The organism is Pseudomonas sp. D1HM (assembly GCF_019266105.1).
Classification (GTDB): Bacteria; Pseudomonadota; Gammaproteobacteria; order Pseudomonadales; family Pseudomonadaceae; genus Aquipseudomonas; species Aquipseudomonas taetrolens.
In genome coordinates this window covers 125,720-150,082 of record NZ_LRMN01000025.1, presented here as the reverse complement: position 1 = coordinate 150,082, position 24,363 = coordinate 125,720, and the positions used below count along the sequence as shown (strand labels likewise).

Genomic DNA, 24,363 nt, shown 5'->3' with positions numbered 1-24,363 from the left:
TCAATGCGTACATGGCGATGTGTCCCAAAGGATCATAATCAACCTCGACCGACTTCCACCATCCCCTCACGCAGGCGCACAGGCCATACCCGCAGTCGTTGTCGCGGATACTCCAGACAAGTGCCGTTTTCAAGACGGAAATGCTGTTTGTAGATCGGCGAAGCCACCACCAGATCGCCCTTGATACTGCCCACCAGCCCGCGACCGATGACATTGGCTCCGGATTGCGGGTCATGATTGTCGATCGCATACAGGGTCTTGCCCTCGGCCCCCGGGAGATAGAACAGCGCCACTTGTGCGCCGTCGTGCCACACCACCACGCCGGAGTTGCACACCAGATCCTGCTGCTCGCACACCACGCGCCAGGCATCGGTGTTTGCCAGGACGTCGCTGCGTTGGGTACTGGACGGGTTCATTGGGTGACCTCCTCGATGACCGGGATAAGATGAAGTTCTGCTGCCATGATCGGGCGCCGTTGGCCGCGTTCCTGAACGAAGTGGATGTCCGGATCCGGACGCTTGTCGTTGACGAAGGTACGGAAGCGCTTGAGCTTTTCCGGGTCTTTGAGCGCGTTGGCCCATTCACACTCGTAGCGGTTGACCACCAGTTGCATCTGCGATTCGAGTTCATCGGCCAACCCGAGGCTGTCGCTGATGACCACATCCTTGAGGTATTCCAGGCCACCCTCCAGGCTTTCACGCCAGACCGAGGTGCGCTGCAACTTGTCGGCGGTGCGGATGTAGAACATCAGGAAACGGTCGATGTAACGGATCAGGGTTTCATCGTCCAGGTCGGTGGCGAACAGCTCGGCATGACGCGGGCGCATGCCGCCGTTACCGGCGATGTAGAGGTTCCAGCCCTTCTCGGTGGCGATCACGCCCACGTCCTTGCTTTGCGCCTCGGCGCATTCGCGGGTGCAACCGGACACGGCGAACTTGAGCTTGTGCGGCGCACGCAGCCCCTTGTAGCGGTCCTCGATGAGCAAGGCCATTTTCACGCTGTCCTGTACGCCATACCGGCACCAGGTGCTGCCGACACAGGACTTCACCGTCCGGGTCGATTTGCCGTATGCGTGTCCTGTTTCAAAACCGGCCGCTATCAGCTCGCCCCAAATGTCGGGCAGCTCATGCAACTGAGCGCCGAACAGGTCAATTCGCTGCCCCCCGGTGATTTTGGTGTAGAGGTCGTATTTCTTCGCCACCACCCCGATCGCAATCAGTTTGTCAGCCGTGATTTCACCGCCGGGGATGCGGGGCACCACTGAGTAGGTCCCGTTTTTCTGCATGTTGGCCATGAACGTATCGTTGGTGTCCTGCAGCGGCACCAGCGAGGCGTCCATGATTGGCTGATTCCAGCACGAAGCGAGGATCGAACCCACGGCCGGCTTGCAGATATCGCAACCGGTGTGGCCGCGACCGTGTCTGGCCAACAGTTCTTCGAACGTGATCACGCCTTCCACCCGTACCAGCCCGTACAGTTCCTGTCGGGTATAGGCAAAGTGTTCGCACAGGCTCTTGTCGACACTGACGCCGCGGGCAACCAGTTCATGCTCGAAGACTTGCTTGAGCAGGCCGGCACAACCGCCGCAACCGGTGCAGGCCTTGGTCTGCGACTTGAGCAGGCCGAGGTCGGTGCAACCACCGTCGATGGCCGAGCAGATCGCGCCCTTGGTCACGTTATGACATGAGCAGACCGTCGCGGCCTCGGGCAACGCCCCTGGACCCAGGGTCGGAGCCCCTTCGGATGACGGCAGAATCAGGCTGGCCGGCTCGGACGGCAGCGCAATGGCGTTCTGCATGTACTGCAACAACGTGTCGTAATAACTGTTGTCGCCGACCAGCACCGCCCCCAGGACGTGCTTGCCGCTGCCGTCCACCACCAACCGTCGGTAACTGGCGCTCGCTTCGTCAATGAACTGGTAGCTGCGCGCGCCGGGTGTCAGGGCATGCGCATCACCGATAGAACCGACATCGACCCCCAGCAGTTTGAGCTTGGTCGACATGTCCGCGCCCATGAACGGCTCGGCGGTTTCGTCGCACAACTGTGCGGCCACACCACGAGCCATCTGATACCCCGGCGCGACCAGACCAAACAGGCTGCCCTTCCACGAGGCGCACTCGCCAATGGCATAAATATCCGGGTCGCTGCTCAGGCACTGATCATCAACCACCACACCGCCGCGAGGGCCGATCTCCAGCGCGCAATGGCGAGCCAGCGCATCCTGAGCCCGGATACCGGCCGAGAACACGATCAGGTCGGTTTCAAGGAACGCCTCATTGGCAAAATTCATCCGATAGCGGTAATCCTCCCCTGCACTGATCGATTGCGTGGCGCAGGACAGGTGCACACCGACGCCCAGCCTTTCGATTTGCGACTTCAACGCAAGGCCCCCCAGGTCGTCCAGCTGCACGGGCATCAGGCGCGGGGCAAACTCCACGACATGAGCTTCAAGGCCCAGGCTTTTCAAGGCATTGGCGGCCTCCAGCCCCAACAGGCCACCCCCGACCACCACACCGCGCCGCGCATTGAGCGCTGCGCCACGAATGGCGTCGAGGTCTTCCAGGGTGCGATACACCAGACGCGAGTTGCCCTCGGCCCCTTCGATTGGCGGCACGAACGGGAAGGACCCGGTGGCCAGGACCAATTTGTCGTATGCGACGCGGCCCTGCGCAGTGATCACCTGACGACCCACGCGGTCGATTTCCAGTACCGGCACCCCCAAATGCAGCGTGACACCGGGTGTCTGGTAGAGCGACGCATCAGACAGCGCCAGCGACTCGGCATCGCGCCCCGAAAAATACTCGGAAAGATGCACGCGGTCATAGGCGCGCATCGGCTCCTCACTGAAGACGTGCAACCGATAGCGATCCAGCGCACCGCGCTCGATCAACTGTTCGACGCAATGGTGTCCGACCATGCCATTGCCAATCACGATCAGTGTTTGCAAGGTATTCAACGCGGCAACATTGGAGTTCATAAGCAGCACCCATCCCAGCCATCACGGTTCATAAAGCAAAAAAAAACGCCTGGAACCTTTCGGCTCCAGGCGTCTTTGCCTGTTCTTTTGCGGTGATAACACCAGACGTCTCTGCCTGATCCACCGGTAGTGCCCACGGCCTGTGCGGCCATTCGATCGTCGTTGACCGAGGGGGCTGTCCACTCGAATGAGTTTCAGGTGGACCTGACTGAGACTATGCAGCCTTTGTGCCAGGCCATCACCCAGCGGCTCAGCTCTTGGACAAAACGGTGCTCCGGGCAGGGTTCAACGGTGCCCGCGGGTTTAGCGTCAGCGTAACGTGAACAGAATCCAGCCCCTCTCTCGCCTCTGACTGGTGCGCAGCGTCCGCCGCCGTGCGTTATAAATGTGCATCGGGCACACGCGCGGCCAGCCATGCGTTTCAGGGCGTTTAGCACTAAACTGCTACAAATCATGTAGGCCGCGTATACGGAACTTGTAGTCCCTGGCGTTGGCTGCGATAAGTTCCGCCGTGATTTTCAGGTTTTAAAATCAGCGAATCCTTCACGCTCAACGGCGGCCTGACCAGAGGCTGAAAGACTGGTCAAGCAACCCTTGCAGCGTCATGAGTTCAATCGACATCAGTCAGGAATTTTCGATATGTGCGTGGTGTTTTCATGAAGTGGCTCAAGGGCGTCATTCTGGGTGTGGCCTTGCTTGCAGTGGGCGCTGTAGCGCTTGGGCTGTTTTACTTTCTCCCTCAACACGATGTGGTGCTGGTGACGGGCGTTGAGGTCAAACGGGTCGATCACGATGGCGTTATCAATGCCGAGAACCCTGCCGACGGCCCGACCCGGGATGTGTACTTCATCAACACCGAAGACCCGGTCACCAAAGAGGTCATGGTTTACCGCAACGAGGACACGGGCTGGTCTTTCCCTTGGTACTTCAAGTTTGACTCTGCCGATATCCAGGCCAAGGCCCAAGGGTATTCCCGCGATTCCCAGCAGTTGGCACTCGTTCGTTACTACGGATGGCGCATCAAGATTTTCTCGGTATTCCCGAACATTACCGCGATCGAAGCCACCAATAGCCGCACCGAGCCGTTCCCCTGGTTCAACACAGTGTTCTTCTGTGTGCTGGGGCTGGTGGTGATTTTCGTTGCCGTGTTTATCAAGCGTCGCCTGAAACGGCGTCCGCAAATGCCGGTCAATCAATAAAGATCCCGGCATGACTCGCTGAACCTGCAGGAGCGGGCACGCTCGCTCCTGCAGAGACGTTTTGGCCTGGCTGACGGGCTTAACCCGAAGCGCCTGCTTTTTCTAGCGCCGGCACCCTCTCCCTATCCCATGCAGCCGCCGTGACCAACAGGCTGTCAAACATCGCCTGGGCCGCCGCCGACAACTCATGACCCGGTTTGGTCAGCACCCCGATGGCCCGCTCCACCACCGGATCATGCAGGGTGATACAGCACGCGCCCAGTTCTTGCATTTGCTCGGCGCACAGGGCCGGTACCGCGCTGACCCCAAGCCCGCTGGCGACCATACGCCCGACCGTGGCCAGTTGATGACTTTCGAACTCCACCGGCAAGGTCATGTCCCGCGCCTGCAAATGCTCTTCAAGCATCACGCGCACGGCGGACGGTCGTTGCAGCGTAATGAACGGCTGTTCGAGCAGGGTTTTCCAGTCAATGTCCCCACGCCCGGCCAGCGCTGAATCCCTGGGCACCACGGCGACGAAACGGTCGAGATACAAGGGGGTAAAGGTCAGCGACGACCCTGACATCGGCTCGAAGGCCACGCCCAGTTCCACATGGCGATCGCGAACCATCTCCAGCACTTGCTCATTGATCACGTCATTAATCGTGACGTTGAGCTTGGGGTAACGCATGCGAAAGCTTTTAAGGATCGGCGGCAGCAGGTTGCAGGAGTACGACGGTATGGCGGCCAGGGTCACCCGCCCGCGCTGCAGGGTGAACAGTTGTCGCAATTCATCCTCGGCGTTGTCCCAGTCAGCGATCAGCCGGCGCGCCAGGGGTAGCAACGACTCGCCTTCCGGTGTCAGGGCCACATTGCGCGTGGTGCGACTGAACAAGCGGCCGCCCAGCCCCTCCTCCAGCGCCTTGATGGTCAGGCTCAAGGCCGACTGTGACAAATGCAGGCGTTCGCAGGCCGTGGCAAAGCTGAGGTACTGGGCCACGGCGAGAAAGGCGCGGATCTGTTTCACGGTCATGGGGTTGCCCTTGAGGTTGATTGGTTTGTTTTATCTATTAATCGATCTTAAAAATCAACTTAACAAATCAATGACGCGACGTGACACTCGCTGCACACGGTTAACCACCGACTCCTAAAAACAAGAGGTGCATATGGCAGGTTTCGACAAGCGTGTGGCGTCCTACGAGGAGGCCCTGGCCGGTCTCAAAGATGGCATGACCGTCATCTCCGGTGGCTTTGGTCTGTGCGGCATCCCTGAGAACCTGATCAATGAAATCAAGCGTCAAGGCATCCGTGACCTGACCGTGGTCTCGAACAACTGTGGCGTCGACGGTTTCGGCCTTGGCGTATTGCTCGAAGACCGGCAGATCAGCAAAGTCATCGCGTCTTATGTCGGTGAAAATGCCCTGTTCGAGAAGCAGTTGCTGAGCGGAGAAATTGAAGTCGAACTGACGCCCCAAGGCACCCTCGCCGAGAAAATGCGTGCCGGCGGTGCCGGTATCCCGGCCTTTTTCACCGCCACCGGCGTCGGCACGCCCGTAGCCGACGGCAAGGAAACCCGCGAATTCAAAGGGCGCGCCTACCTGATGGAAGAGTCCATCACCGGCGACTTCGCCATCGTCAAAGGCTGGAAAGCCGATCACTTTGGCAACGTGATCTACCGCCACACGGCGCAGAACTTCAATCCGCTGGCCGCCACCGCGGGCAAGATCACGGTGGTTGAAGTCGAAGAAATCGTCGAGCCCGGCGAGCTGGATCCAACGCAGATTCACACCCCTGGGATCTACGTCGACCGGATCATTTGCGGCACCTTCGAAAAACGCATCGAGCAACGCACTGTCCGCTCCTGATCCCCTGCCCTTAGCTCTTGAAAATCGAGCACGGAGAATAACAATGGCTCTTTCCCGCGAACAAATGGCTCAGCGCGTCGCCCGTGAAATGCAAGACGGCTTTTACGTGAACCTCGGTATCGGCATCCCGACCCTGGTCGCCAACTACATCCCCGAGGGCATGGAAGTCATGCTGCAATCGGAAAACGGCTTGCTCGGCATGGGGGCGTTTCCCCGCGCCGATGAAGTCGACGCCGACATGATCAACGCCGGTAAACAAACCGTGACCGCCCGCACCGGGGCGTCGATCTTCTCTTCGGCCGAGTCGTTCGCGATGATTCGCGGCGGCCACATTGACCTCACCGTGCTCGGCGCCTTTGAAGTCGATGTACAGGGCAACATCGCCTCCTGGATGATCCCCGGCAAAATGGTCAAGGGCATGGGCGGCGCGATGGACCTGGTGGCGGGCGCAGAAAACATCATTGTCACCATGACCCATGCGTCCAAAGACGGCGAATCCAAATTGCTGTCGCGCTGCAGCCTGCCCTTGACCGGTGCCGGTTGCATCAAACGTGTACTGACCGACCTGGCCTACCTGGAAATCCACGACGGTGCATTCGTCCTCAAGGAGCGCGCCCCGGGCGTCAGCGTTGAGGAAATCGTCAGCAAAACCGCCGGCAAGCTGATCGTCCCGGAGCATGTTCCGGAAATGCAATTCGCCTGAAGCCCCCAGACAAGGAGAGATTTGATGCAAGACGTCGTCATTGTCGCCGCCACACGCACCGCCATTGGCAGTTTTCAGGGATCGTTGGCCAATATTCCGGCAACCGAGCTCGGTGCTGCCGTCATTCGTCAACTGCTGATCAGCACCGGTTTGCGCGGTGACCAGGTCGATGAAGTGATCCTCGGCCAGGTACTCACGGCAGGCTGCGGGCAAAACCCTGCACGCCAGGCCTCGATTCGCGCCGGCCTGCCCCATTCGGTACCGGCGCTGACCCTCAACAAACTCTGCGGCTCCGGCCTCAAGGCCCTGCACCTCGCGGCTCAGGCCATTCGTTGCGGGGACGCCGAGGTGATCATCGCCGGCGGCATGGAAAACATGAGCCTTGCGCCGTACGTTCTGCCCGCCGCGCGCACCGGCTTGCGCATGGGGCACGCCAAGATGCTCGACAGCCTGCTCCATGACGGTCTGATCGACGCCTTCAACGACTACCACATGGGCATCACTGCCGAGAACCTGGTGGACCAGTACCAGCTCAGCCGCGAAGAACAGGATGCTTTCGCCGCCGCTTCCCAGCGCAAAGCCTGTGCAGCCATCGAGTCCGGGCGCTTCACTGACGAGATCACGCCGATCCTGATTCCCCAGCGCAAGGGTGATCCGCTGTCCTTCGCGGTCGACGAACAGCCGCGTGCCGGCAACACGGCCGAATCTCTGGCCAAGCTTAAACCTGCCTTCAAGAAAGACGGCAGCGTCACCGCTGGCAATGCCTCGACCATCAATGACGGCGCTGCGGCGGTCGTGCTGATGAGCGCCGACAAGGCCAAAGCTTTGGGCCTGCCCGTGCTGGCACGCATCGCGGCCTACGCCAGCGCCGGCGTTGACCCCGCGATCATGGGCATCGGCCCGGTAGCGGCGACTCGCGGCTGTCTGGCGAAAGCCGGCTGGCACCTCGACGAGCTTGACCTGATCGAGGCCAACGAGGCCTTCGCCGCCCAGTCACTGGCGGTGGGCAAAGCACTGGAATGGGATACCAACAAGGTCAATGTCAATGGCGGTGCCATTGCGCTGGGCCACCCGATCGGCGCCTCAGGCTGCCGTGTACTGGTGTCGCTGCTGCACGAGATGATCAAGCGTGATGCGAAAAAAGGCCTCGCGACGCTGTGTATCGGTGGCGGTCAGGGCGTGGCCCTGGCGATCGAGCGCGGATAAACCACCAAGCGTTCCAACAGACCGTGTGCGGATCCACGACATCCGCACGCGGGCTGACCTCCTCCCGGGCACTATCCAGGCACGTATCGGGCTCTACAAGGTATAAGCGATACCGACCTGGACGGTTCGTGGCTCACCCGGGTAGACATAGACATTGCCGAAGGCACCCTCTTCATAATCGCGGTCGAAGAGGTTTTTCACATCGAGGTTCAGCCTGACCTTATCGTTGACCTTGTAGAAGCCGAGCAAGTCCATGACGGTGTAGCTGCCCATCGAAGAGGCCGTATTGGAGGTCTGGATCGCCCGCTTATCGACATACTTGCCGCCGATCCCCAGACCCAGCCCTTGCAGATGACCGTCCTGGAATTCGTACACATTGAGCAGGCTGAAGCTGTTCTTCGGAATATTCATCAGCCGGGTGCCCGAGCGGATGACGCTGTCTTTGGTGACCTCGGCGTCGACATAGGCATAGCCGCCTATCACCCGCCACTCCGGGGTCAGATTACCAGCCACGTTCAGATCAAAGCCACGGCTGCGGACTTCGCCAGCGGCCACGCTGAACGTTGAATCCACAGGGTCGGTGGTGAGGACGTTGCGTTTTTCAATCTGATAGATCGCCGCGTCCACATTCAACTGGCGATCCAGAGCTTCCCACTTGATGCCCGCCTCATAGGAGGTGCCCTTTTCCGGCGCAAACCCGCCCCCCTGACGACTGGCCCCGGTGTTGGGCTTGAACGAACGCGCGGTGTTGGCATAAACCGCCACGGTATCGGTCAGGTCATACAGCACGCCGAGACGCGGCGTCACTGCATTGTCACTCGCTTGCCAGCTTCTGCCACCCGGCACAAAGGTGTCGTAATCATGCTCGAAGCGCTCAAAACGCGCCCCTGCCAAAACCTTCAAGCGCTCGGTCAATGCCACCTGATCCTGGACGAAAGCCGCGTAGGTCTTGAGGTTTTCCTTGTCATGCGTCGGCGTGCGGGTCAACGCCGGCCGCGGCTGGCCATACACCGGGTTGAAGATATCAATCGGGTAAGCACCGACATCTCCGCTGGAACGCTGGATGATCGACTTGTAGTCGTAATCCTCGTATTCGATACCGGTCAACAGCGTGTGGTCGATGCCCCCCGTTGAGAAATGCCCGGTCAGGTTCAATTGAGTGTCCTTGTCCGTCCACTCCAGCTTGCGGTAGTTGAAATTGCGGCCCAGGGTACGCCCGTCAGCAGCGATACCGTTGCCTTCAATGGCATTGCCTTTCAGCGAACCATCGAGCCACTGGAATCCACCGCCCAAGGTCCAGTTATCACTCAGGAAGTGCTCGAACCGCAGTTGTGCCATGTTGTTGTCGTTGTGCAATTTACCGGCGTCTTTTTCACCGAAGAACGTGTCTCGGGACGCCGTGCCCACTTGATTCGGATAACGTGTCAGGCCGCGATCCAGCGGGTGATTGTTGCGCATGAAATCGCCCTCGAAGATCACCTTGGTATCGTCAGTGGCCTGCCAGGAAATCACCGGTGTCACACCGTAACGTTCGGTTTCGACATGATCGCGAAAAGACTCACCGCCCTCACCCACCACGTTCAGGCGATAAGCCAGACGCCCCTCGTCGTCCAGCGGCCCCGAGGCATCCAGCGTGCCGCGCTTCATCCCCTGATCGTCGAGCTGGCTGCCCAGTGTCACCGTGCGTTCCGCCAACGGTTGCTTGGAAACGACGTTGAAGGTACCACCGGGGTCGCCTCGCCCGTAGAGCGTGGTCGCCGGGCCACGCAGCACTTCCAGGCGCTCGATGGTGTTGGCATCAGGCATGTTCGGGTAACCGCGATTGATCGGAAAACCGTTGCGATAGAACTCGCCGGTGCTAAACCCGCGCACGGTGAAGGTGGTGAGCCCCTGGCCGCCAAAGTTGTTCGCCCGTCCGGCGCCCCCGGCATAATCAAGCGCATCCTGAAGCCGTGTCGCCCCGATGTCCTCCACCACATCCCGGGGCACAACGCTGATGGACTGCGGCGTTTCATGGATCGATGTGTCGGTGCGTGTCGCGCTGGCAGAACGCGTGGCACGGTAGCCCGTCACTGGGCCCTGCGCCGTTTCATACTCAGACGAGCCGACAATGTCGGTCGCTTGCAACTCAAGGCTGCTTGGAGCGGTTGCAGCTTGCTCGGCCCAGGAGGGAGCAGAAAACGCCTGAAGCACACAGATAGAAACCAGAGTACGACGCATCGAGTAAACCTTGAGGAAATAGCCAGAGGGGAAGGCAAACGTGCCAGTAACGCGAGTTGGCGCGCATGGTATTTCATTGCGTTAGCTTTTGATATGCGTTCGCATTCACTCTTTAAACAAAAAAATATGGCTCGGGCAGCGCAGGCTGCCCGGCCATCATTGATGCGCTGTCACCCTTGCAAACAAGGGGCCTGCTTATGCATCCCCCAGGGAAAACGTGCTCTTGGATTGCCGGTGCTGACGTGAAGTCACCAGACCGATAAAAGAGATCACCAGTGCCAGGCCAATCGTCGCAGACACCTCCGTGCGATGCTCCGGGGTCACCATCATGACTGCCAACGCTGCGCAAATGAAGACGATGACCAACCAGGTGAGCCAGGGAAACAACCACATCTGGAAAGTCAGCTCGACCTTTTGCCGACGCAGGATCTTGCGCATGCGCAACTGCGACACCGCGATCACCAGGTAGACCAGCAAGGCGATGGCGCCAGAGCTCGCAAGCAGGAACTGGAACAAGCCTGCGGGCATGAAATAGCTGAACAGGGTCACTCCCGCACCGATCACCGTACTCGCCACCACGGCAGCCCTTGGCACGCCTGCCAACGACGTCACCTTCAACGGCTTGGGCGCATCGCCCCTGCGGCCAAGCGAGAACAACATCCGCGAGGAAATGTAGATGGACGAGTTCATGCAGCTGGCCACCGCGATCAGCACCACAACATCGACCAGCAACTTGGCGTGAGGAATATTCATCAGTTCCAGCGCCCGCTGGTAAGAACCCACGGATGCCAGCAACGGGTCGTTCCACGGCACCACGGAAATGACCACAAAAATGGACAACAGGTAGAACACGCCAATACGCCAGATCACTGAACGTGTTGCTCTGGCAATGTTTTGCGCCGGGTTACTGGATTCAGCGGCCGCAATGGTGACGGCTTCTGTACCGATGAAGCTGAACATGATGGTGATGAATGCCCCGACCACCGCTGACAGGCCGTTGGGCGCAAACCCGCCATGTTCCTCCATCAACCGGCTTAACCCGCTGGCTTCGCGCTCGGGTATCCACCCCATCAAGACTGCAAAACCAAGACCGATAAAGCCGATGATCGCCACGACCTTGGCCATCGCGAACCAGAACTCGAACTCGCCGTACTTGGAAACACTGAACAGATTGGTGATGACCAGCAAAACGATCGATACCAGTGCAAACAGCCAGGTATCGATCTGCGGAAACCACTGATTGAGCACATGCCCAGCAGCAAGCGCCTCAATCGGAATCACCAGTACCCAGAACCACCAGTAGAGCCAGCCAATCGTAAAACCCGCCCAACGCCCGATCGCTTGATCGGCGTAGGTCGAAAATGAACCGGTGTCCGGGTTGGCCACCGCCATTTCACCCAGCATCCGCATGACCAGCACGACCAAAAGGCCAGAGAACAGATACGCCAGCAACACTGCCGGACCGGCAGCAGCGATCGCATGACCCGACCCGACAAACAAACCCGCACCAATTATCCCCGCGATAGACAGCATAGTGACGTGACGCGGCTTGAAGCCCTGCGCCAACTGACCATTCGATTCTTTAGAACACAGGCTATTCATTGTTTATTTTTATTCTCTGGTGATCGACGTTAGGCGTACTGACCCAGGGTCAGGCGATCATCATTTCTTGATGCGACGCTTATTGAAAGCGTTACACATCAAACGCTTCTGCGTTTCCAAAGCGCTCATATCACAGGGACGGCGATGAAATGATGCGCCACCTTACGCGCCTCTCCTTTTGCAGGAGTAGCCTGAAAGCGCCTTTTTCATGTCTGATTTCGACATGCGCCGCTGGATACCACGGGTGGTGTACCCCCGGGCGCCATGCGCGGGTGCCTGGGGCTAGAGAAGGATGTCGTCGAAACGGAACCCCGGACAAGGACAAAGCCCTCGCCACAAATCGCGCCACGCCCGTTTTCTGGTCAGGGAACAAGGGCAGCCGGTTTCAACCGGTGCGGATTCAGGCCTGGAGAAGGATGCACTCCAGTAAGCCAGGGAAGCGCATGTTGAGCTCATCCGAGCGCAGTGAGTTCATGTGGGTCGTCCCCACATTTCGCGTGTGAACCAGCCCGGCATCGCGCAAGACCCGAAAGTGATGGGACATGCTGGATTTGGGGCGGCCGCCGTCAAGCTCGCCGCACGATGCTTCATTGACCCCCGCGAGATACCGAACGATCTCCATGCGTACAGGGTCGCTCAAGGCGTAAAGCAAACGCTCGAGGATGAAATCGGATGGGAGGGGATGTTTGAAGGCTCGCATGAGCGGATGATAACGAAGGGTTTCAATGAGCGCCATATTTCGATTACTATCGAACAAGCGAATCAACCTGTGAGGAACCAACCGATGTCAGCATTATTCGAGCCATTCACTCTGAAGGACGTCACCTTAAGAAACCGTATCGCCATTCCACCGATGTGTCAGTACATGGCAGATGACGGCATGGTCAATGACTGGCACCTCGTCCACTTGGCAAGCCTGGCACGAGGCGGCGCAGGTCTGGTCGTTGTTGAGGCAACAGCCGTCTCCCCTGAGGGACGCATCACGCCCGGATGCGCGGGCATCTGGAGCGACGCCCATGCCCAGGCATTTGTGCCCGCCGTCAAAGCGATCAAAGCTGCCGGCTCCGTACCGGGGATTCAAATTGCCCATGCCGGACGCAAGGCGAGCGCTAACCGTCCTTGGGAAGGCGATGATCACATCGCTGATGGCAACCCGAATGGCTGGACCACGATTGGCCCCTCCCCTATAGCCTACGGCGCCAACCTGCCGAAGGTTCCCCGGGAAATGACCCTGGAAGACATCGCCCGCGTTCGCCAGGACTTCGTTGATGCTGCACGCCGGGCTCGCGAAGCGGGTTTCGAATGGATCGAGCTGCATTTTGCGCACGGGTATTTGGGCCAGAGTTTCTTCTCCGAACATTCCAATCAGCGTACCGATGCATACGGGGGCAGCTTTGAAAACCGCAGCCGGTTCCTGCTGGAGACGTTGGCCGCCGTGCGTGAAGTGTGGCCAGAGAACCTGCCGCTCACTGCCCGCTTTGGCGTCATCGAGTATGACGGCCGCGACGAGCAAACACTGACCGAGTCGATTGAGCTGGCGCGGCGCTTCAAGGAAGGCGGGCTTGACCTGTTGAGCGTCAGTGTCGGGTTCACCATCCCGGACACCACTATTCCCTGGGGCCCGGCCTTTATGGGACCTATCGCCGAGCGAGTGCGTCGGGAGACCGGTTTGCCCGTGACTTCTGCATGGGGTTTCGGTACTCCGCAGCTGGCGCACGCCGCCATCGAGTCTCGCCAACTGGACCTGGTGTCCGTAGGACGGGCTCACCTGGCTGATCCACACTGGCCGTACTTTGCCGCCAAAGAGCTGGGCGTAGACAAGGCCTCCTGGACACTCCCGGCGCCATATGCTCATTGGCTTGAGCGGTATCGATAATTTGACTGGAGGCTGCCGCGCAAGACGCCTGGGCGTCTAATGCCAGTCAGTTCGATCAGATCCTGTAGGAGCAAGCTTGCTCGCGATGACTTCATGAACCCTGTATTTGTCCAGCAAACACAGGCGTTATCGTGGGTGACCATCGCGAGCAAGCTCGCGCCCGCAGAGACCTTTTTCGCCTAGCGGACAAGCATTAGTCCGGGCGTCTTTTTTCTGTCACTCACACAATTCAAGCGCGTTCTGTACGTTCGATATTTGGGGCGGGAGTCGAGACTCGCATCCAGCATCCTGGACCAGGACTCTCAGACTAAAGAATGTGAACCAATAGTTAATCAGTATTCATGAGGACGATATTCCGATCCTCTACCCTAGGGATTCAAACATCGTGACATACAGGAGTAACCCACCATGTTTTCACACGAAAGTATCCCGCTGATTTCACTCTTCGCTGTGATGCTGCTTTGCGTACTTGCAGCCATCGCTCATCCTCTACACGCCTTCTCGACCTGGATTAAGCAACACAGAAGCAGGTCCTCTCCCAAACGCAATCAGCACGCGAAAAAACTCTACTCACGCTAACCGTTATACGGCGAGGCCCGGTGTAATGGCCAACTAACCTCAGGCACTGGGTTAGTTGTTTTCTCGGCCTCAGCCGACGCTGTCCCGCTATTTAATTGATGGGTGTTAGAGACCGAGTAAGGTCAGCCAAGAGCGAGTGGGACTGTGCGTGTCGCAGTATTACGTCGAGTCGCAAAATAACTGCAATGGCCGTGCAGTAGACAGGCCGGGGGGTGAGCACAGAACCCGTCAATCAACCGGGGCGGCATCATCGACAGGTCTAGATGGAATTCTCCAGACGAAAAAAAACGACCCTAAGGTCGTTTTTTCAAGTTACTGCGCACATCACTGGATTTCAGTGGATGCACTCAGCACCATAATTTGGAGCGGGAAACGAGACTCGCATCTGGCGTCCGACCCATTGAAATCTAAGGGGTTTCTTTTATTCCTTAAGCAGGAATGGACTCAATTCTGGACTTGTTTTCATAGTGTATCAAGAGCAAAAAAAGAGTGATTCCAAGCCAAGCTACTGGATTCTACCCGTAGCCAATCGGACGGACGATCATCAAGCTGAGCTGGTCGACATCACCCCATTGATCCCTGCCGACTACGAGGCAGAACGAAGCCGCATCCTTTCACCTGCTGAGTTGCTGGAACTGCTGGAACTGCATAACCGCTTCCAGCAAATGACCCTCGATTACAGCGCCCTCCCCGCCGGTCAAAAGTACGAAGGCATCCGTCCACTAAAGAAAGAAACCCAGCTCGCGCTCTGGATCAGCCTGGGCACGCTGTGCCGGATTGGCGAGTTGCTGCAGGCCGAATGGAAAAATGTAGATCTGGACCAGCAGACGTGGTTCCTTCCCAGCGAAAATGTCAAAGGCACTCGCGGCAAGAAACAGGACCACCATGTCTTCCTCTCACCCTTTGCCCTGCATTTCTTTCAGGAACTCAAGAACTCATGGGAGACTCTCAGTGGTGATTTCCCAACAAGCAGGATGATGTGAAAGTGGTGAGCAAAGAGGTGGGTGATAGCCAGGCCCGCTTCAAAACCGTAAGGCCCTCTCACGACGGCGCCATGACGACACGCTGGTCCTTGCCGACGGCCAGAACGGCGACTGGACGCCGCATGACCTACACCGCATGGGCGCGACCATGATGCAGGCTTTGGGAGTCAGCCTGGATGTTATCGATCGGTGCCAAAACCATGTACTGGCCGGATCTCGGGTGAGACGTCACTACCTGTATCATGATTACGCCGAAGAAAAGAAGCGCGCTTGGAACCTGCTGGGTGATCGACCCAGTGCAGTGTTGTCCTCAACTTACGAGCACATAGCGATCGAGTCGCTGATGTACTTTCCAGACTACGCAGCCGCAGAGACTCTGCCGTCCTCATAAGTCGAATTCTTATAACGCAGAACTCCTTGTAGTTATGTATATATCGCTGAGAGCTCGGTTCGGGTCGATTCCGACCCGACATGACACGCAGCAATCGGCCAATAGCGGTATAGCTGGTTCTGTTATTTTCCCGCCGACAGATCGTCGGAGAGCTTACTTGCACGTCAGTTATGTGAAACAGAGATATGCTATTAAACAACTAACACTAATCGCGTATACGCCCCTTCCACCATAGGCAGAGTACTACCAGAAACCCGCCCATCGACATCAGTGCTGCACAGAGAAATATCGCAGCAAAACCAAAACCTGACGCAACCAGACCCATCACCGGACCGGCCATCCCCACTGCAATATCGAAGAATAATGAAAGGGCACTGAGCGCAGAGTTACGGTTCGCGGCCGGAGTGCTGGCCAATGTCTCCACCCCAAGCCCCGGGTAGACCCATGACACCCCTATGCCGGTCAGCGCGCCGCCGGCAATTGCCAGCGCAGGCGAAGGCGCGAGCCATATCAGCAGCATGCCCAACGTCTGCACAAGCAGGCAGCCGCCCACCACTTTGTACCCTCTGAATCGCTGCAGTATTCCCGGCGACGACAATCGGGCAACGATAAAGCCTGCGCCGAAACCACTTAAGCAATAAGCGGCGTGGTCCCAGCCGAGACTATCGAAATACAGTGCGACGAAGGCCGTAAGCCCGCCAAATCCTACCGAGCTGCAAACCAGGACCAAGCCGTTGGGCATGACCGCGAACAGGACTCGATAAAAAGCCAGCCGGGCGCCTGCAACCAATGGCGCTGGGCGCTTGCCTAGAGCCAAAAGCAGGAACGCCAAGCCAAGCAACACGGTGCACAGCCCCACACTGGCGATACCCATCGAATTGCGCAGCAGCATACCCAGTGGCGCGCCAACAGCCGTGCCGCCGTAAGCCGCTATTCCGTTCCACGACATGACCTGTGCCGCCCGAGGGGCACCACATAACCCGATGGCCCAAGTGCAGCAGGGCGTGGAGATCATGGCCGTGGCCGCCCCCAACACCAGCCTCCCCAGCAGTAATAACGTCAGGGTCAACCAGGGTTGGGTGGGCAGGATAATGGCGAGCGTCGTCAGGACGCCGCTCAACATCAAGCCACTGAACCCGCACATAACCGCATATTTGGCACCCAGCCGATCAGCCACGCCACCGGCTAAGGGGCGGGCCAGGAGCGTCGCCAGGTACTGCGAGCTGATCACCACACCCGCGAAAACCGAGGTCAGGCCCAGGTCATTGAGGACGTAGCCCGGCAACACCGCGAGCGGCAAGCCACTGCACACGTACGAGACAAAGTTGAATACGATGATGGACAGGATCAACCCGTTGCTTTGATTTGCCGTGCCGTCGCTCCGGCTTAAAACACCGATATTGCCCATCACTCATGCCGCTCTATACCCCGTACGACATCCGCCAGCAGCTGCGGGTGTGATACGAACGGCTCGTGCGCCGTATCGATTTCGATCACCACGCCAGCACCGGCACGCTGCGCAAAACGGCGCTGCCAGTCGATGGGCAAAATGTTGTCGCGCAGTGTTATGATGTAAGTCGCCGGGATCGATCCTTGATACCCCTCACGACTGATGGAGTCTGTCGCCACACAGAGTGGCGTCGTGTCCTGACTCACTTCGCTTAACAACCAACTCAGGGTTTGCTCACTCAAGTCCTGTCCGAACATGGCCACGGCCAGCGCTTGATGAGTTGTTTGCACTGGGTCCAGCGGCCAACCGACATGTTCCGGGCTTTCGCCATGCAGCGTAGTGCCAAGCAACTCCAGAATCGATTGGCCTTCACTGGGCAATGTGCAGGCCAGGTAAACCAGCTGCGAATATAGTTGCGGAGCGGCCACCACCATCATTGGCAGCACGACACCCGCGATGGAATGCCCAAGCAACACGGCCTGGTTCACGCCGAGTGCATGCAGGTCTTCATTAAGTTCGTTGACCACGTCGTCTAGCCGCAGGGACGCAACATCCCGACCACGTTTCTTGCCGCACCCAGGCATATCCAGAGTGATCACTCGTTCGAAACATCCGGGGTGTTGGTTTAACGCCTCCACAAAAGGCCCCCAACACCACGAGCCATGGTTACCGCCATGCAGCAATACTAAATCAGTCATGCGCACACTCCTTGCTGCGGGCGCCGGTGGTCCCTGTTTTGATCACTTGATTGCATAGCAGCCCACGGCGACGACGTATCCATTAACCCGCTGCAGAAAAGTCCTCTTGTATTCGTTCTGCCCGGTCATAGGGTTGCGCCATTGATAGGTGATCTCGCCTGCTTCATGCGCGTTCATCTGCTTGAGTATGTCCTCGCCAATTGGCTTGCCGTCGGTTGAGCGCAATGACTTGAAGTCGGTGCCGATCAGCCGGGGCGAAAAGCCGTGAGCGACGAACCGCTTGGTTTTCAGATCCACCACAAAGGCGTAAAGATCATCCTGGGTAAGCTGCTTATCGTGCTGATTAATGAGCTCGACGGTGGTTTTCGCGTTGCTGGCAACTCGCTCGGAAATCTGGCGCAGCAGCTGTTGTGCCAGCTCGGGGCTGGACCGTGGCATGTAGTAACCCACGGAGATCACCCGATCTTTCACACGTTGATAGAACACGCGCTTACGCTCGACCTTACCGTGTTGCCAGTTCCACCAGCGGTATTCGGCGCTACGCACAATGCCGTCGTCTGGCTGCGAAATGGCTTGCTGGAATGCAGCCTTGAGGTCGTCGTCCAGAACGCTGACCACCGGTTTTCCGACCAGTGAAACCGAAGGCCCCCCGCTGGCAAGCATCACACCGGAGGTATCGACCACGTAGATGTACAGCTCACCATCGACATAGACTCCCTGGCGACTGAACTCGGCCAGGGCGGTGTCGCCCTTGGCTTTGTATTCGGCGACAGCTTTTAACAGCAAGGCGTTGGCACGCTGGGTGTCGGCACCATAGGCATCCACTGGCGCTTGTTGAGCCATGCCGACAAGAGAGACAAGGCACAGGCCAAGAACAGTGAACGCTCGATAGAGGCTCATGGGTGTTGTTCCTCTGGTGATCTTTTTGATGGCCGAAGGTCCACCGTCAGATTGTCAATGAGCCGCGTTTTGCCGATGCGCGCCGCCACAAGAATCACAAAGTGAGTATCGGATCTGGTCAGAGGTTTTAAATCCTGAGCATTCCTGACTTCAAAGTATTCCAGCTGAGAACCGGCGTCGCTTATACGTTGATGACATTCAATCAACTGGTGCTCAGTCACCCGCCCCTCAACCTGGATACTCGCCGCCATTTGCTTCAAACAAGCGTAAAGGACGGGGGCCACCGAACGCTCATGGTCACTCAGATAGCCGTTGCGCGACGATAATGCCAAGCCGTCCGCGGCCCGGATCGTCGGCGTACCGACAACGTCAGTCACCATATTGAGATCCCTGACCATCGAGCGGACGACTGCCAGCTGCTGATAGTCCTTTTCCCCGAAAACCGCCACGTCTGGCTGAACAATGTTCAGCAGCTTGACGACGACAGTGGCCATGCCATCAAAGTGACCAGGACGCGCCGCACCGCAAAGACCTTCAGACACGTTTGGCACACTGACGATGGCCTGATTGAGCATGCCATCCGGATAGATTTGTTCGACAGCAGGGGCAAAGAGCACATCACAGCCAGCGTTAACCAATTTCTCTCGATCGGCGTCGGGCGTCCGGGGATAGCTGGCAAGATCTTCATTAGCTCCAAACTGGAGTGGATTGACGAAGATGCTGGCGACCACAAAGTCGGCTCGCTGCTTTGCGCAATGAATCAGGGCGATATGACCGTCATGCAGGTTGCCCATTGTCGGCACCAGCGCGACTTTCTTGTTTTCACCTCGTGCACGGGCCACGAGCGCACGAAGCGCGCTAACCGTATCGACTGTCAGCACCGCTTCACGCCTCTTGGACTAATTGAACTTCGATTGCTTCAAGCAAACGAGGATCATCAGCCGCAATGTCCGGAGCGAAACGAGCAACGACCGTGCCCTGCCGATCAATCAGAAACTTTTCGAAATTCCAGAGTACGCCCGTTGTGTTGTCTGACTCGATGCCATAACCCTGCAGACGCTCCCGAAAAGGGCCCTCACCCGTCGTTTCGGGTTGTGCGGCAGTCAGCTCGGCGTAGAGAGGATGCTGGTCCGCGCCGACAACCGAGATTTTCGAGAACAACGGAAAGTGAATGTCATAGTTCACTGAACAGAACTCAACGATTTCCACATCGCTACCCGGTTCTTGTTCCTTGAAGTTGTTGGCGGGGAAACCCAATATTTCCAGGCCTTGGGATTTTTTGTCTTGGTACAGTTTTTCCAAGCCCTCGTATTGCGGGGTCAGCCCGCATTTTGAAGCGACATTGACCACCAACAGAACCTTGCCCCGATAGTCGCCAAGGGTGCGGACGCTTCCATCGATCTGCTTCAGCGAAATGTCGTAAAGGGAATTACTCATCTGTTTGCCTCATGCAAATGTGCTTCAAAGGGTACGGCCGATAATTTCTTTCATGATTTCCGAGGTGCCGCCATAGATGCGCGCAACTCGGGCGTCGACCCAGGCGCGGCTGATCTTGTATTCGCTCATGAAGCCGTAGCCGCCATGTAATTGCAGAAACTCATCAAGCAGCTTGCCTTGCATTTCCGAGCCCAGCAGCTTGGCCATTGCCGCGATTTCCGGCGTCAGTTCACCGCGCATCACTTTGGCCAGGCAGTCGTCGACGAACACCCGCAGCATGGTAGCCTGGGCCTTGGCTTCAGCGAGTTTGAAACGGGTGTTCTGGAAGTCGAGCACCGGTTTTCCGAAGACCTTGCGCTCCCGGGTGTAGCCGATGGTTTCTTCCAGCAGCGTGTCGATGGATTGCGCGGCACGGATCGCGATGATCAGGCGTTCCCAAGCCAATTGATGAGTCAGGTATTTGAATCCCATGCCCTCCTCACCCAATCGATTGCCGACGGGCACCCGGACCTCATCAAAAAACAATTCGGCGGTGTCTTGCCCTTTCAGGCCAATCTTTTCCAGCAGACGCCCCTTGGCGAAGCCGGCTCGGTCTTCCTCGACGCAGATCAGGGTCAGTTCTTTGGCCGCAGGGTCAATCTTGGTGGCAGTGACCACAAGGCCAGCATTACCGCCGTTAGTGATGAAAGTCTTCTGACCGTTGACGATGTAGTCGTCACCGTCACGCCGTGCCGAAGTACGCATGGCTCGCAGGTCGCTGCCAATGCCCGGTTCACTCATAGCAATCACGCCAATCAATTCACCGCTGACCATGCGTGGCAGCCATTGCCGCTTCTGCTCTTCACTGCCATAGGCAACGATGTAAGGGGTAACTATTTCCGAGTGAGTGGTGAAACCTACTGCGGTGGCGTTGGCTCGCGCCAACTCTTCGATCATCACCGCCGAGTGACCGAAGTCGCCTCCGGGGCCACCGTATTCTTCGGGTACCGTGGAGCATAACAAGCCGTTCTCACCGGCCTTGAGCCAGACTTCCTTGGGAACGATGCCGTTCTTTTCCCATTCATGCAGGTAGGGCACGATTTCGCGATCGACGAAACGGCGGGCCTGATCACGGAACATGTTGTGGTCTTCTCGAAATACGCCACGCATTTTGCTTACTCCAGATCGATTCTTTTATTGGGCGATGGGTAATCAGCGGTCCTGGTAATTGGGATCGCGCTTGTCGACAAAAGCCGCCACCGCTTCATGATGGTCTTCGGTGTGATGCGCCAACGCCTGATACGCCGCCGACAATTCCAGAAGCGAATCGAGGCGCATATGTTGGCCTTCGCGCAGCAGACGCTTGCACAGGCGTAACGCATGACCCGGGTTGCTGGCGATTCGGCGCGCGAGCGCCTGCACTTCCGATTGCAGCGTTTCGTGGGTGCAGACTTGCTCGACCAAGCCCCATTCCAGCGCCTTGGCTGCATCGATAGCGTCACCGGTAAACGCCATCAGACTGGCTTTCGGGATACCAATGATGCGCGGCAACAGCCAGGCGCCGCCGTCACCCGGAACGATGCCCAGGCGCACGAAACTCTCGGCGAAGATCGCCTTGGGCGCCGCCAGCCGGATATCGCACATACAGGCAAGATCGAGGCCCGCACCGATCGCCGGGCCGTTAACCGCGGCGATCACCGGGATATCCAGCTCATAAATCGCCAGGGGAATACGCTGAATGCCGTCCCGGTAGGTATTGCGCAGTTCATACGGCGAGCCGGCGAAAATGCCGCCGCGCTCGTGCATGTCCTTGACGTTGCCACCGGCACAAAAAGCGCTGCCATTGCCGGTAAGCACCATGACCCGCACCGACATATCACGGCGCAGCTCGGCGCAGAGATCGACAAACTCCTGGATCTGCTCGCGCGTCGTCAGGGCATTGCGCGTGTCGGGATGGTTCATGCGCACAGTGACGATGCCGCCCTCACGCTCAATCTGAAGAAACGGGCTCATACCGGATTACTCGCGAGACGGGTTAAAGGTTGTTGGCCATGGCTGGTGAGCAACGGCCAGTATCCATCGCTGCCGCCTTGGCATATTTGAGTACCCAGGCGCTGACTCCAAAGGCTGACCGAGCCGAATTCACTGCGCCACGCCCACAACCGACGGGTGAGCAGATGCAGCGGATATTCCTCGGTAAAGCCGATGGCGCCATGCACCGAATGGGCGATGCCGGCACCGACGCTGGCGGCTTCGGCTGTGCTGATTTTTGCCGCGGCAATGGTCAGCGCGGCGAGCTCCGCACTGGATTCCGTGAAGGCCGCCTCGGCCGCGATGCCGGCGGCGGCAGCCTGCTCAGCGAATACTGCGAGCTGTTGTTGAATGGCTTGAAAAGAACCGATTGCCTTGCCGAACTGCTTGCGTTCACCGGCATAGTTGGCGGTCATGTCCAGTAGCGCGTGCAACGCCCCGGCGGACTGCGCCGCGCGCAGCATCGCGCCGCCCAATTCCAGGACATTGGCGTCGAGCCCGCTGGGCAACGGTGCTTGCGCCAATACCTTGGCACTAGTGAAACTCAAATCATCGCGCGGTTCGCCCGCCACATTCAGACTCAACGTCAGTTCGCTTGCAGCGCTACGCGGCAGCAGCACCACATGCGCAACACCGGCTGGGCTATTGGCGATGGCGACGACCGCTTCAACGTTGCGCCCCCAAGGGACCGAGCAGGCGGTGCCATAAACGCGCTCGCCATCAAGCACCAGATCGGAATTGGCGGCCACGCTGATTGCACCCGCCCTTCCCTCCAGGCCGGCCTTGCTCAGCAGCCAGTTGCCGAGCAAGGCCTCACCCAGTGGCGCGGGCACTGAAAAGCGCCCGGCGGCACGGACCAACACATACATATCGGCCCAACTGGCTTCAGCGCCGCCCAGCGTTTCGGATACACCCGCCTGGGTGAAGCCCGACTCGTCCAGCGCGGCCCACAACTCGGCCGGCCATTCGCCGCCTTCACAGCCCATCACGTAAGCCGGCGTCGCCAGATCGGCAAACAGGCGTTCAATCGTCGCTTCGAATATCTCGCGCATTATCGCAACCCCAGGCCGCGGGCAATGATGCCGCGCAGAATTTCGCGAGTGCCCCCGCGCAGTGAGAATGAGGGCGCCATCTGTGTCAGGTAGGCCAGCACGCGTGCATGCTCGCTGCCGCCGTCCTGCCGTGGCTCGGTTTCCAGCAACAGCTGGGCTACCTCGGGGATTTCCTGCTCAAAAGCATTGCCAAGGTCTTTCACACAGGAGGCCGCCCAGGCTGGATGTTCACCCGCCGCCAACTGTGCCGTGACCGACAACGACATATTGCGCAGCGTCAGCAGCTTGGCCGACAGCCGTCCGATCTCCCGCGCTTGTAGTGCGTCAGGGGTCTTGCCCACTGCGTCGATCAGTGTTTTCAACAACGCCATGCAACTGAGGAAACGTTCAGGGCCGCTGCGTTCGAAGGCCAGTTCAGCGGTCACCTGATCCCAACCCTTGCCCTCAGTGCCAATCAAGGCATCGGCGGGCAGCCGCACATTGTCGAAAAACACTTCGTTGAAGTGCTCGCCACCGGCCAGGTCGCGAATCGGGCGGATGGTGATGCCAGGCAGGCTAAGGTCGACGATGAATTGCGACATGCCCTCATGCCGGGCCGCTTGTTTCTCACCGGTACGCACCAGGGCAATCATGTACTGCGAATGGTGCGCGTTTGTGGTCCAGACCTTCTGGCCATTGACTAGCCAGCTATCGCCATCACGCACAGCAGTGCTTTTGATCGAAGCCAGGTCCGAGCCGGAATTGGGCTCGCTCATGCCGATGCAGAAGTAACTTTCACCCCGGCAAATGGCTGGCAGGTAGTGCTGTTTTTGTTGCTCGGTACCGAAGCGATTGATCAGCGGCCCGCTTTGCCGGTCGGCGATCCAGTGGGCCGATACCGGCGCACCGGAGGCCAGCAATTCTTCAATGATCACGTAGCGTGCAAAAGGACCCGCCTCGCCACCGCCGTAGGCTTTGGGCAAGGCCATGCCGACCCAGCCTCGCGCGCCGAGTTTCTTGCTGAATTCAGCGTCGAAGCCCATCCAGGACTGCGCACTCAAGGTGGGTGGGTAATCGGCCAGTGTGTCGAGAATGAACGCCCGCACTTCGGTGCGAAGCGCTTCCGCCTCGGGAGGAATATTGCTGTAGGAAAATTGACTGATGGCCATATTCGCTCTCTAACGCTGAACACAGGCGCAATCGCTTCGAACGAAGCGACCACAGAACGGCAACCGCTCCACAGTCGCCGTTGGCCGG

Annotated in this window: 20 protein-coding genes and 1 pseudogene; 6 read left to right on the top strand and 15 right to left on the bottom strand. The window is 58.4% G+C overall.

What is annotated here, in order from left to right; genetic code table 11:
• Positions 1-38: 38 nt before the first annotated feature.
• Both nirD and nirB read right to left on the bottom strand, forming a co-directional pair.
• Positions 39-416, bottom strand: a complete 378-nt coding sequence (gene nirD / locus AWM69_RS21430; RefSeq protein WP_131654132.1) for a nitrite reductase small subunit NirD — start codon at positions 414-416, stop codon at positions 39-41.
• Positions 413-2,977, bottom strand: a complete 2,565-nt coding sequence (gene nirB / locus AWM69_RS21425; RefSeq protein ID WP_218728371.1) for a nitrite reductase large subunit NirB — start codon at positions 2,975-2,977, stop codon at positions 413-415. The genes nirD and nirB overlap by 4 nt, the downstream gene beginning before the upstream one ends.
• Positions 2,978-3,633: 656 nt before the next feature.
• On the opposite strand from nirB, the gene AWM69_RS21420 reads away from it, so the two are divergent.
• On the top strand, positions 3,634-4,176 hold the full coding sequence (locus tag AWM69_RS21420; protein ID WP_048380540.1) for a DUF1523 family protein: 543 nt from the start codon (positions 3,634-3,636) through the stop codon (positions 4,174-4,176).
• A gap of 79 nt (positions 4,177-4,255) precedes the next feature.
• Here the strand turns inward: AWM69_RS21420 and AWM69_RS21415 are convergent, their stop codons facing one another.
• Positions 4,256-5,188: a LysR family transcriptional regulator gene (locus AWM69_RS21415; protein ID WP_256930475.1), complete on the bottom strand. Its 933-nt coding sequence runs from the start codon at positions 5,186-5,188 to the stop codon at positions 4,256-4,258.
• 133 nt (positions 5,189-5,321) lie between these two features.
• Between AWM69_RS21415 and AWM69_RS21410 the strand changes: the two genes are divergently transcribed.
• From AWM69_RS21410 to AWM69_RS21400, 3 genes are read left to right on the top strand one after another with little or no spacing between them, the layout of a single operon-like run.
• Positions 5,322-6,020 (top strand): CoA transferase subunit A, encoded by a 699-nt coding sequence (locus tag AWM69_RS21410; protein ID WP_048380544.1) that lies wholly within the window; start codon positions 5,322-5,324, stop codon positions 6,018-6,020.
• 43 nt (positions 6,021-6,063) lie between these two features.
• Complete coding sequence (locus tag AWM69_RS21405) at positions 6,064-6,723, top strand: CoA transferase subunit B (protein WP_131654135.1); 660 nt, start codon at positions 6,064-6,066, stop codon at positions 6,721-6,723.
• Between the two features lie 24 nt (positions 6,724-6,747).
• A complete protein-coding gene (locus AWM69_RS21400) occupies positions 6,748-7,929 on the top strand; it encodes an acetyl-CoA C-acetyltransferase (RefSeq protein WP_218728369.1) in 1,182 nt (393 codons plus the stop codon).
• Positions 7,930-8,022: 93 nt separating this feature from the next.
• On the opposite strand, the gene AWM69_RS21395 is transcribed toward AWM69_RS21400, so the two are convergent.
• The 3 genes from AWM69_RS21395 to AWM69_RS21385 all read right to left on the bottom strand — a co-directional run bounded on the left by AWM69_RS21395 (position 8,023) and on the right by AWM69_RS21385 (position 12,487).
• Positions 8,023-10,149 (bottom strand): TonB-dependent siderophore receptor, encoded by a 2,127-nt coding sequence (locus tag AWM69_RS21395; protein WP_218728368.1) that lies wholly within the window; start codon positions 10,147-10,149, stop codon positions 8,023-8,025.
• Positions 10,150-10,344: 195 nt separating this feature from the next.
• Positions 10,345-11,751 (bottom strand): GABA permease, encoded by a 1,407-nt coding sequence (gene gabP, locus AWM69_RS21390; RefSeq protein WP_218728366.1) that lies wholly within the window; start codon positions 11,749-11,751, stop codon positions 10,345-10,347.
• A gap of 400 nt (positions 11,752-12,151) precedes the next feature.
• The gene (locus AWM69_RS21385) at positions 12,152-12,487 is read right to left on the bottom strand and encodes a helix-turn-helix domain-containing protein (RefSeq protein ID WP_339430125.1); all 336 of its coding nucleotides are present in this window, start codon (positions 12,485-12,487) and stop codon (positions 12,152-12,154) included.
• Between the two features lie 48 nt (positions 12,488-12,535).
• Between AWM69_RS21385 and AWM69_RS21380 the strand changes: the two genes are divergently transcribed.
• Together AWM69_RS21380 and AWM69_RS21375 are read left to right on the top strand one after the other, a co-directional pair.
• Positions 12,536-13,627 carry an NADH:flavin oxidoreductase/NADH oxidase gene (locus AWM69_RS21380; RefSeq protein ID WP_218728364.1) on the top strand — a complete coding sequence of 364 codons (1,092 nt, stop codon included), beginning with the start codon at positions 12,536-12,538 and terminating at the stop codon, positions 13,625-13,627.
• A 1,130-nt stretch (positions 13,628-14,757) separates the two neighbouring features.
• A pseudogene (locus tag AWM69_RS21375) lies at positions 14,758-15,580 on the top strand (site-specific integrase); the annotation flags it as partial.
• 205 nt (positions 15,581-15,785) lie between these two features.
• Here AWM69_RS21375 and AWM69_RS21370 read toward each other — a convergent pair.
• The 9 genes from AWM69_RS21370 to AWM69_RS21330 are packed head-to-tail and all read right to left on the bottom strand — an operon-like array spanning position 15,786 to position 24,275.
• The gene (locus tag AWM69_RS21370) at positions 15,786-16,988 is read right to left on the bottom strand and encodes an MFS transporter (protein ID WP_218728428.1); all 1,203 of its coding nucleotides are present in this window, start codon (positions 16,986-16,988) and stop codon (positions 15,786-15,788) included.
• Positions 16,988-17,728, bottom strand: a complete 741-nt coding sequence (locus tag AWM69_RS21365) for an alpha/beta fold hydrolase (RefSeq protein WP_218728362.1) — start codon at positions 17,726-17,728, stop codon at positions 16,988-16,990. Before AWM69_RS21365 ends, AWM69_RS21370 begins: the two co-directional genes overlap by 1 nt.
• Positions 17,729-17,770: 42 nt before the next feature.
• Positions 17,771-18,628 carry a cache domain-containing protein gene (locus AWM69_RS21360; RefSeq protein WP_218728361.1) on the bottom strand — a complete coding sequence of 286 codons (858 nt, stop codon included), beginning with the start codon at positions 18,626-18,628 and terminating at the stop codon, positions 17,771-17,773.
• Positions 18,625-19,509 (bottom strand): pantoate--beta-alanine ligase, encoded by an 885-nt coding sequence (gene panC, locus AWM69_RS21355; protein WP_218728359.1) that lies wholly within the window; start codon positions 19,507-19,509, stop codon positions 18,625-18,627. The genes AWM69_RS21360 and panC overlap by 4 nt, the downstream gene beginning before the upstream one ends.
• 4 nt (positions 19,510-19,513) lie before the next feature.
• The gene (locus tag AWM69_RS21350; protein WP_218728357.1) at positions 19,514-20,065 is read right to left on the bottom strand and encodes a glutathione peroxidase; all 552 of its coding nucleotides are present in this window, start codon (positions 20,063-20,065) and stop codon (positions 19,514-19,516) included.
• Between the two features lie 24 nt (positions 20,066-20,089).
• A complete protein-coding gene (locus AWM69_RS21345; RefSeq protein WP_218728356.1) occupies positions 20,090-21,214 on the bottom strand; it encodes an acyl-CoA dehydrogenase family protein in 1,125 nt (374 codons plus the stop codon).
• A 42-nt stretch (positions 21,215-21,256) separates the two neighbouring features.
• On the bottom strand, positions 21,257-22,057 hold the full coding sequence (locus tag AWM69_RS21340; protein WP_218728354.1) for a crotonase/enoyl-CoA hydratase family protein: 801 nt from the start codon (positions 22,055-22,057) through the stop codon (positions 21,257-21,259).
• Positions 22,054-23,127: an acyl-CoA dehydrogenase family protein gene (locus AWM69_RS21335; RefSeq protein WP_218728352.1), complete on the bottom strand. Its 1,074-nt coding sequence runs from the start codon at positions 23,125-23,127 to the stop codon at positions 22,054-22,056. The genes AWM69_RS21340 and AWM69_RS21335 overlap by 4 nt, the downstream gene beginning before the upstream one ends.
• A complete protein-coding gene (locus AWM69_RS21330; RefSeq protein ID WP_218728351.1) occupies positions 23,127-24,275 on the bottom strand; it encodes an acyl-CoA dehydrogenase family protein in 1,149 nt (382 codons plus the stop codon). Before AWM69_RS21330 ends, AWM69_RS21335 begins: the two co-directional genes overlap by 1 nt.
• Positions 24,276-24,363 lie beyond the last annotated feature (88 nt).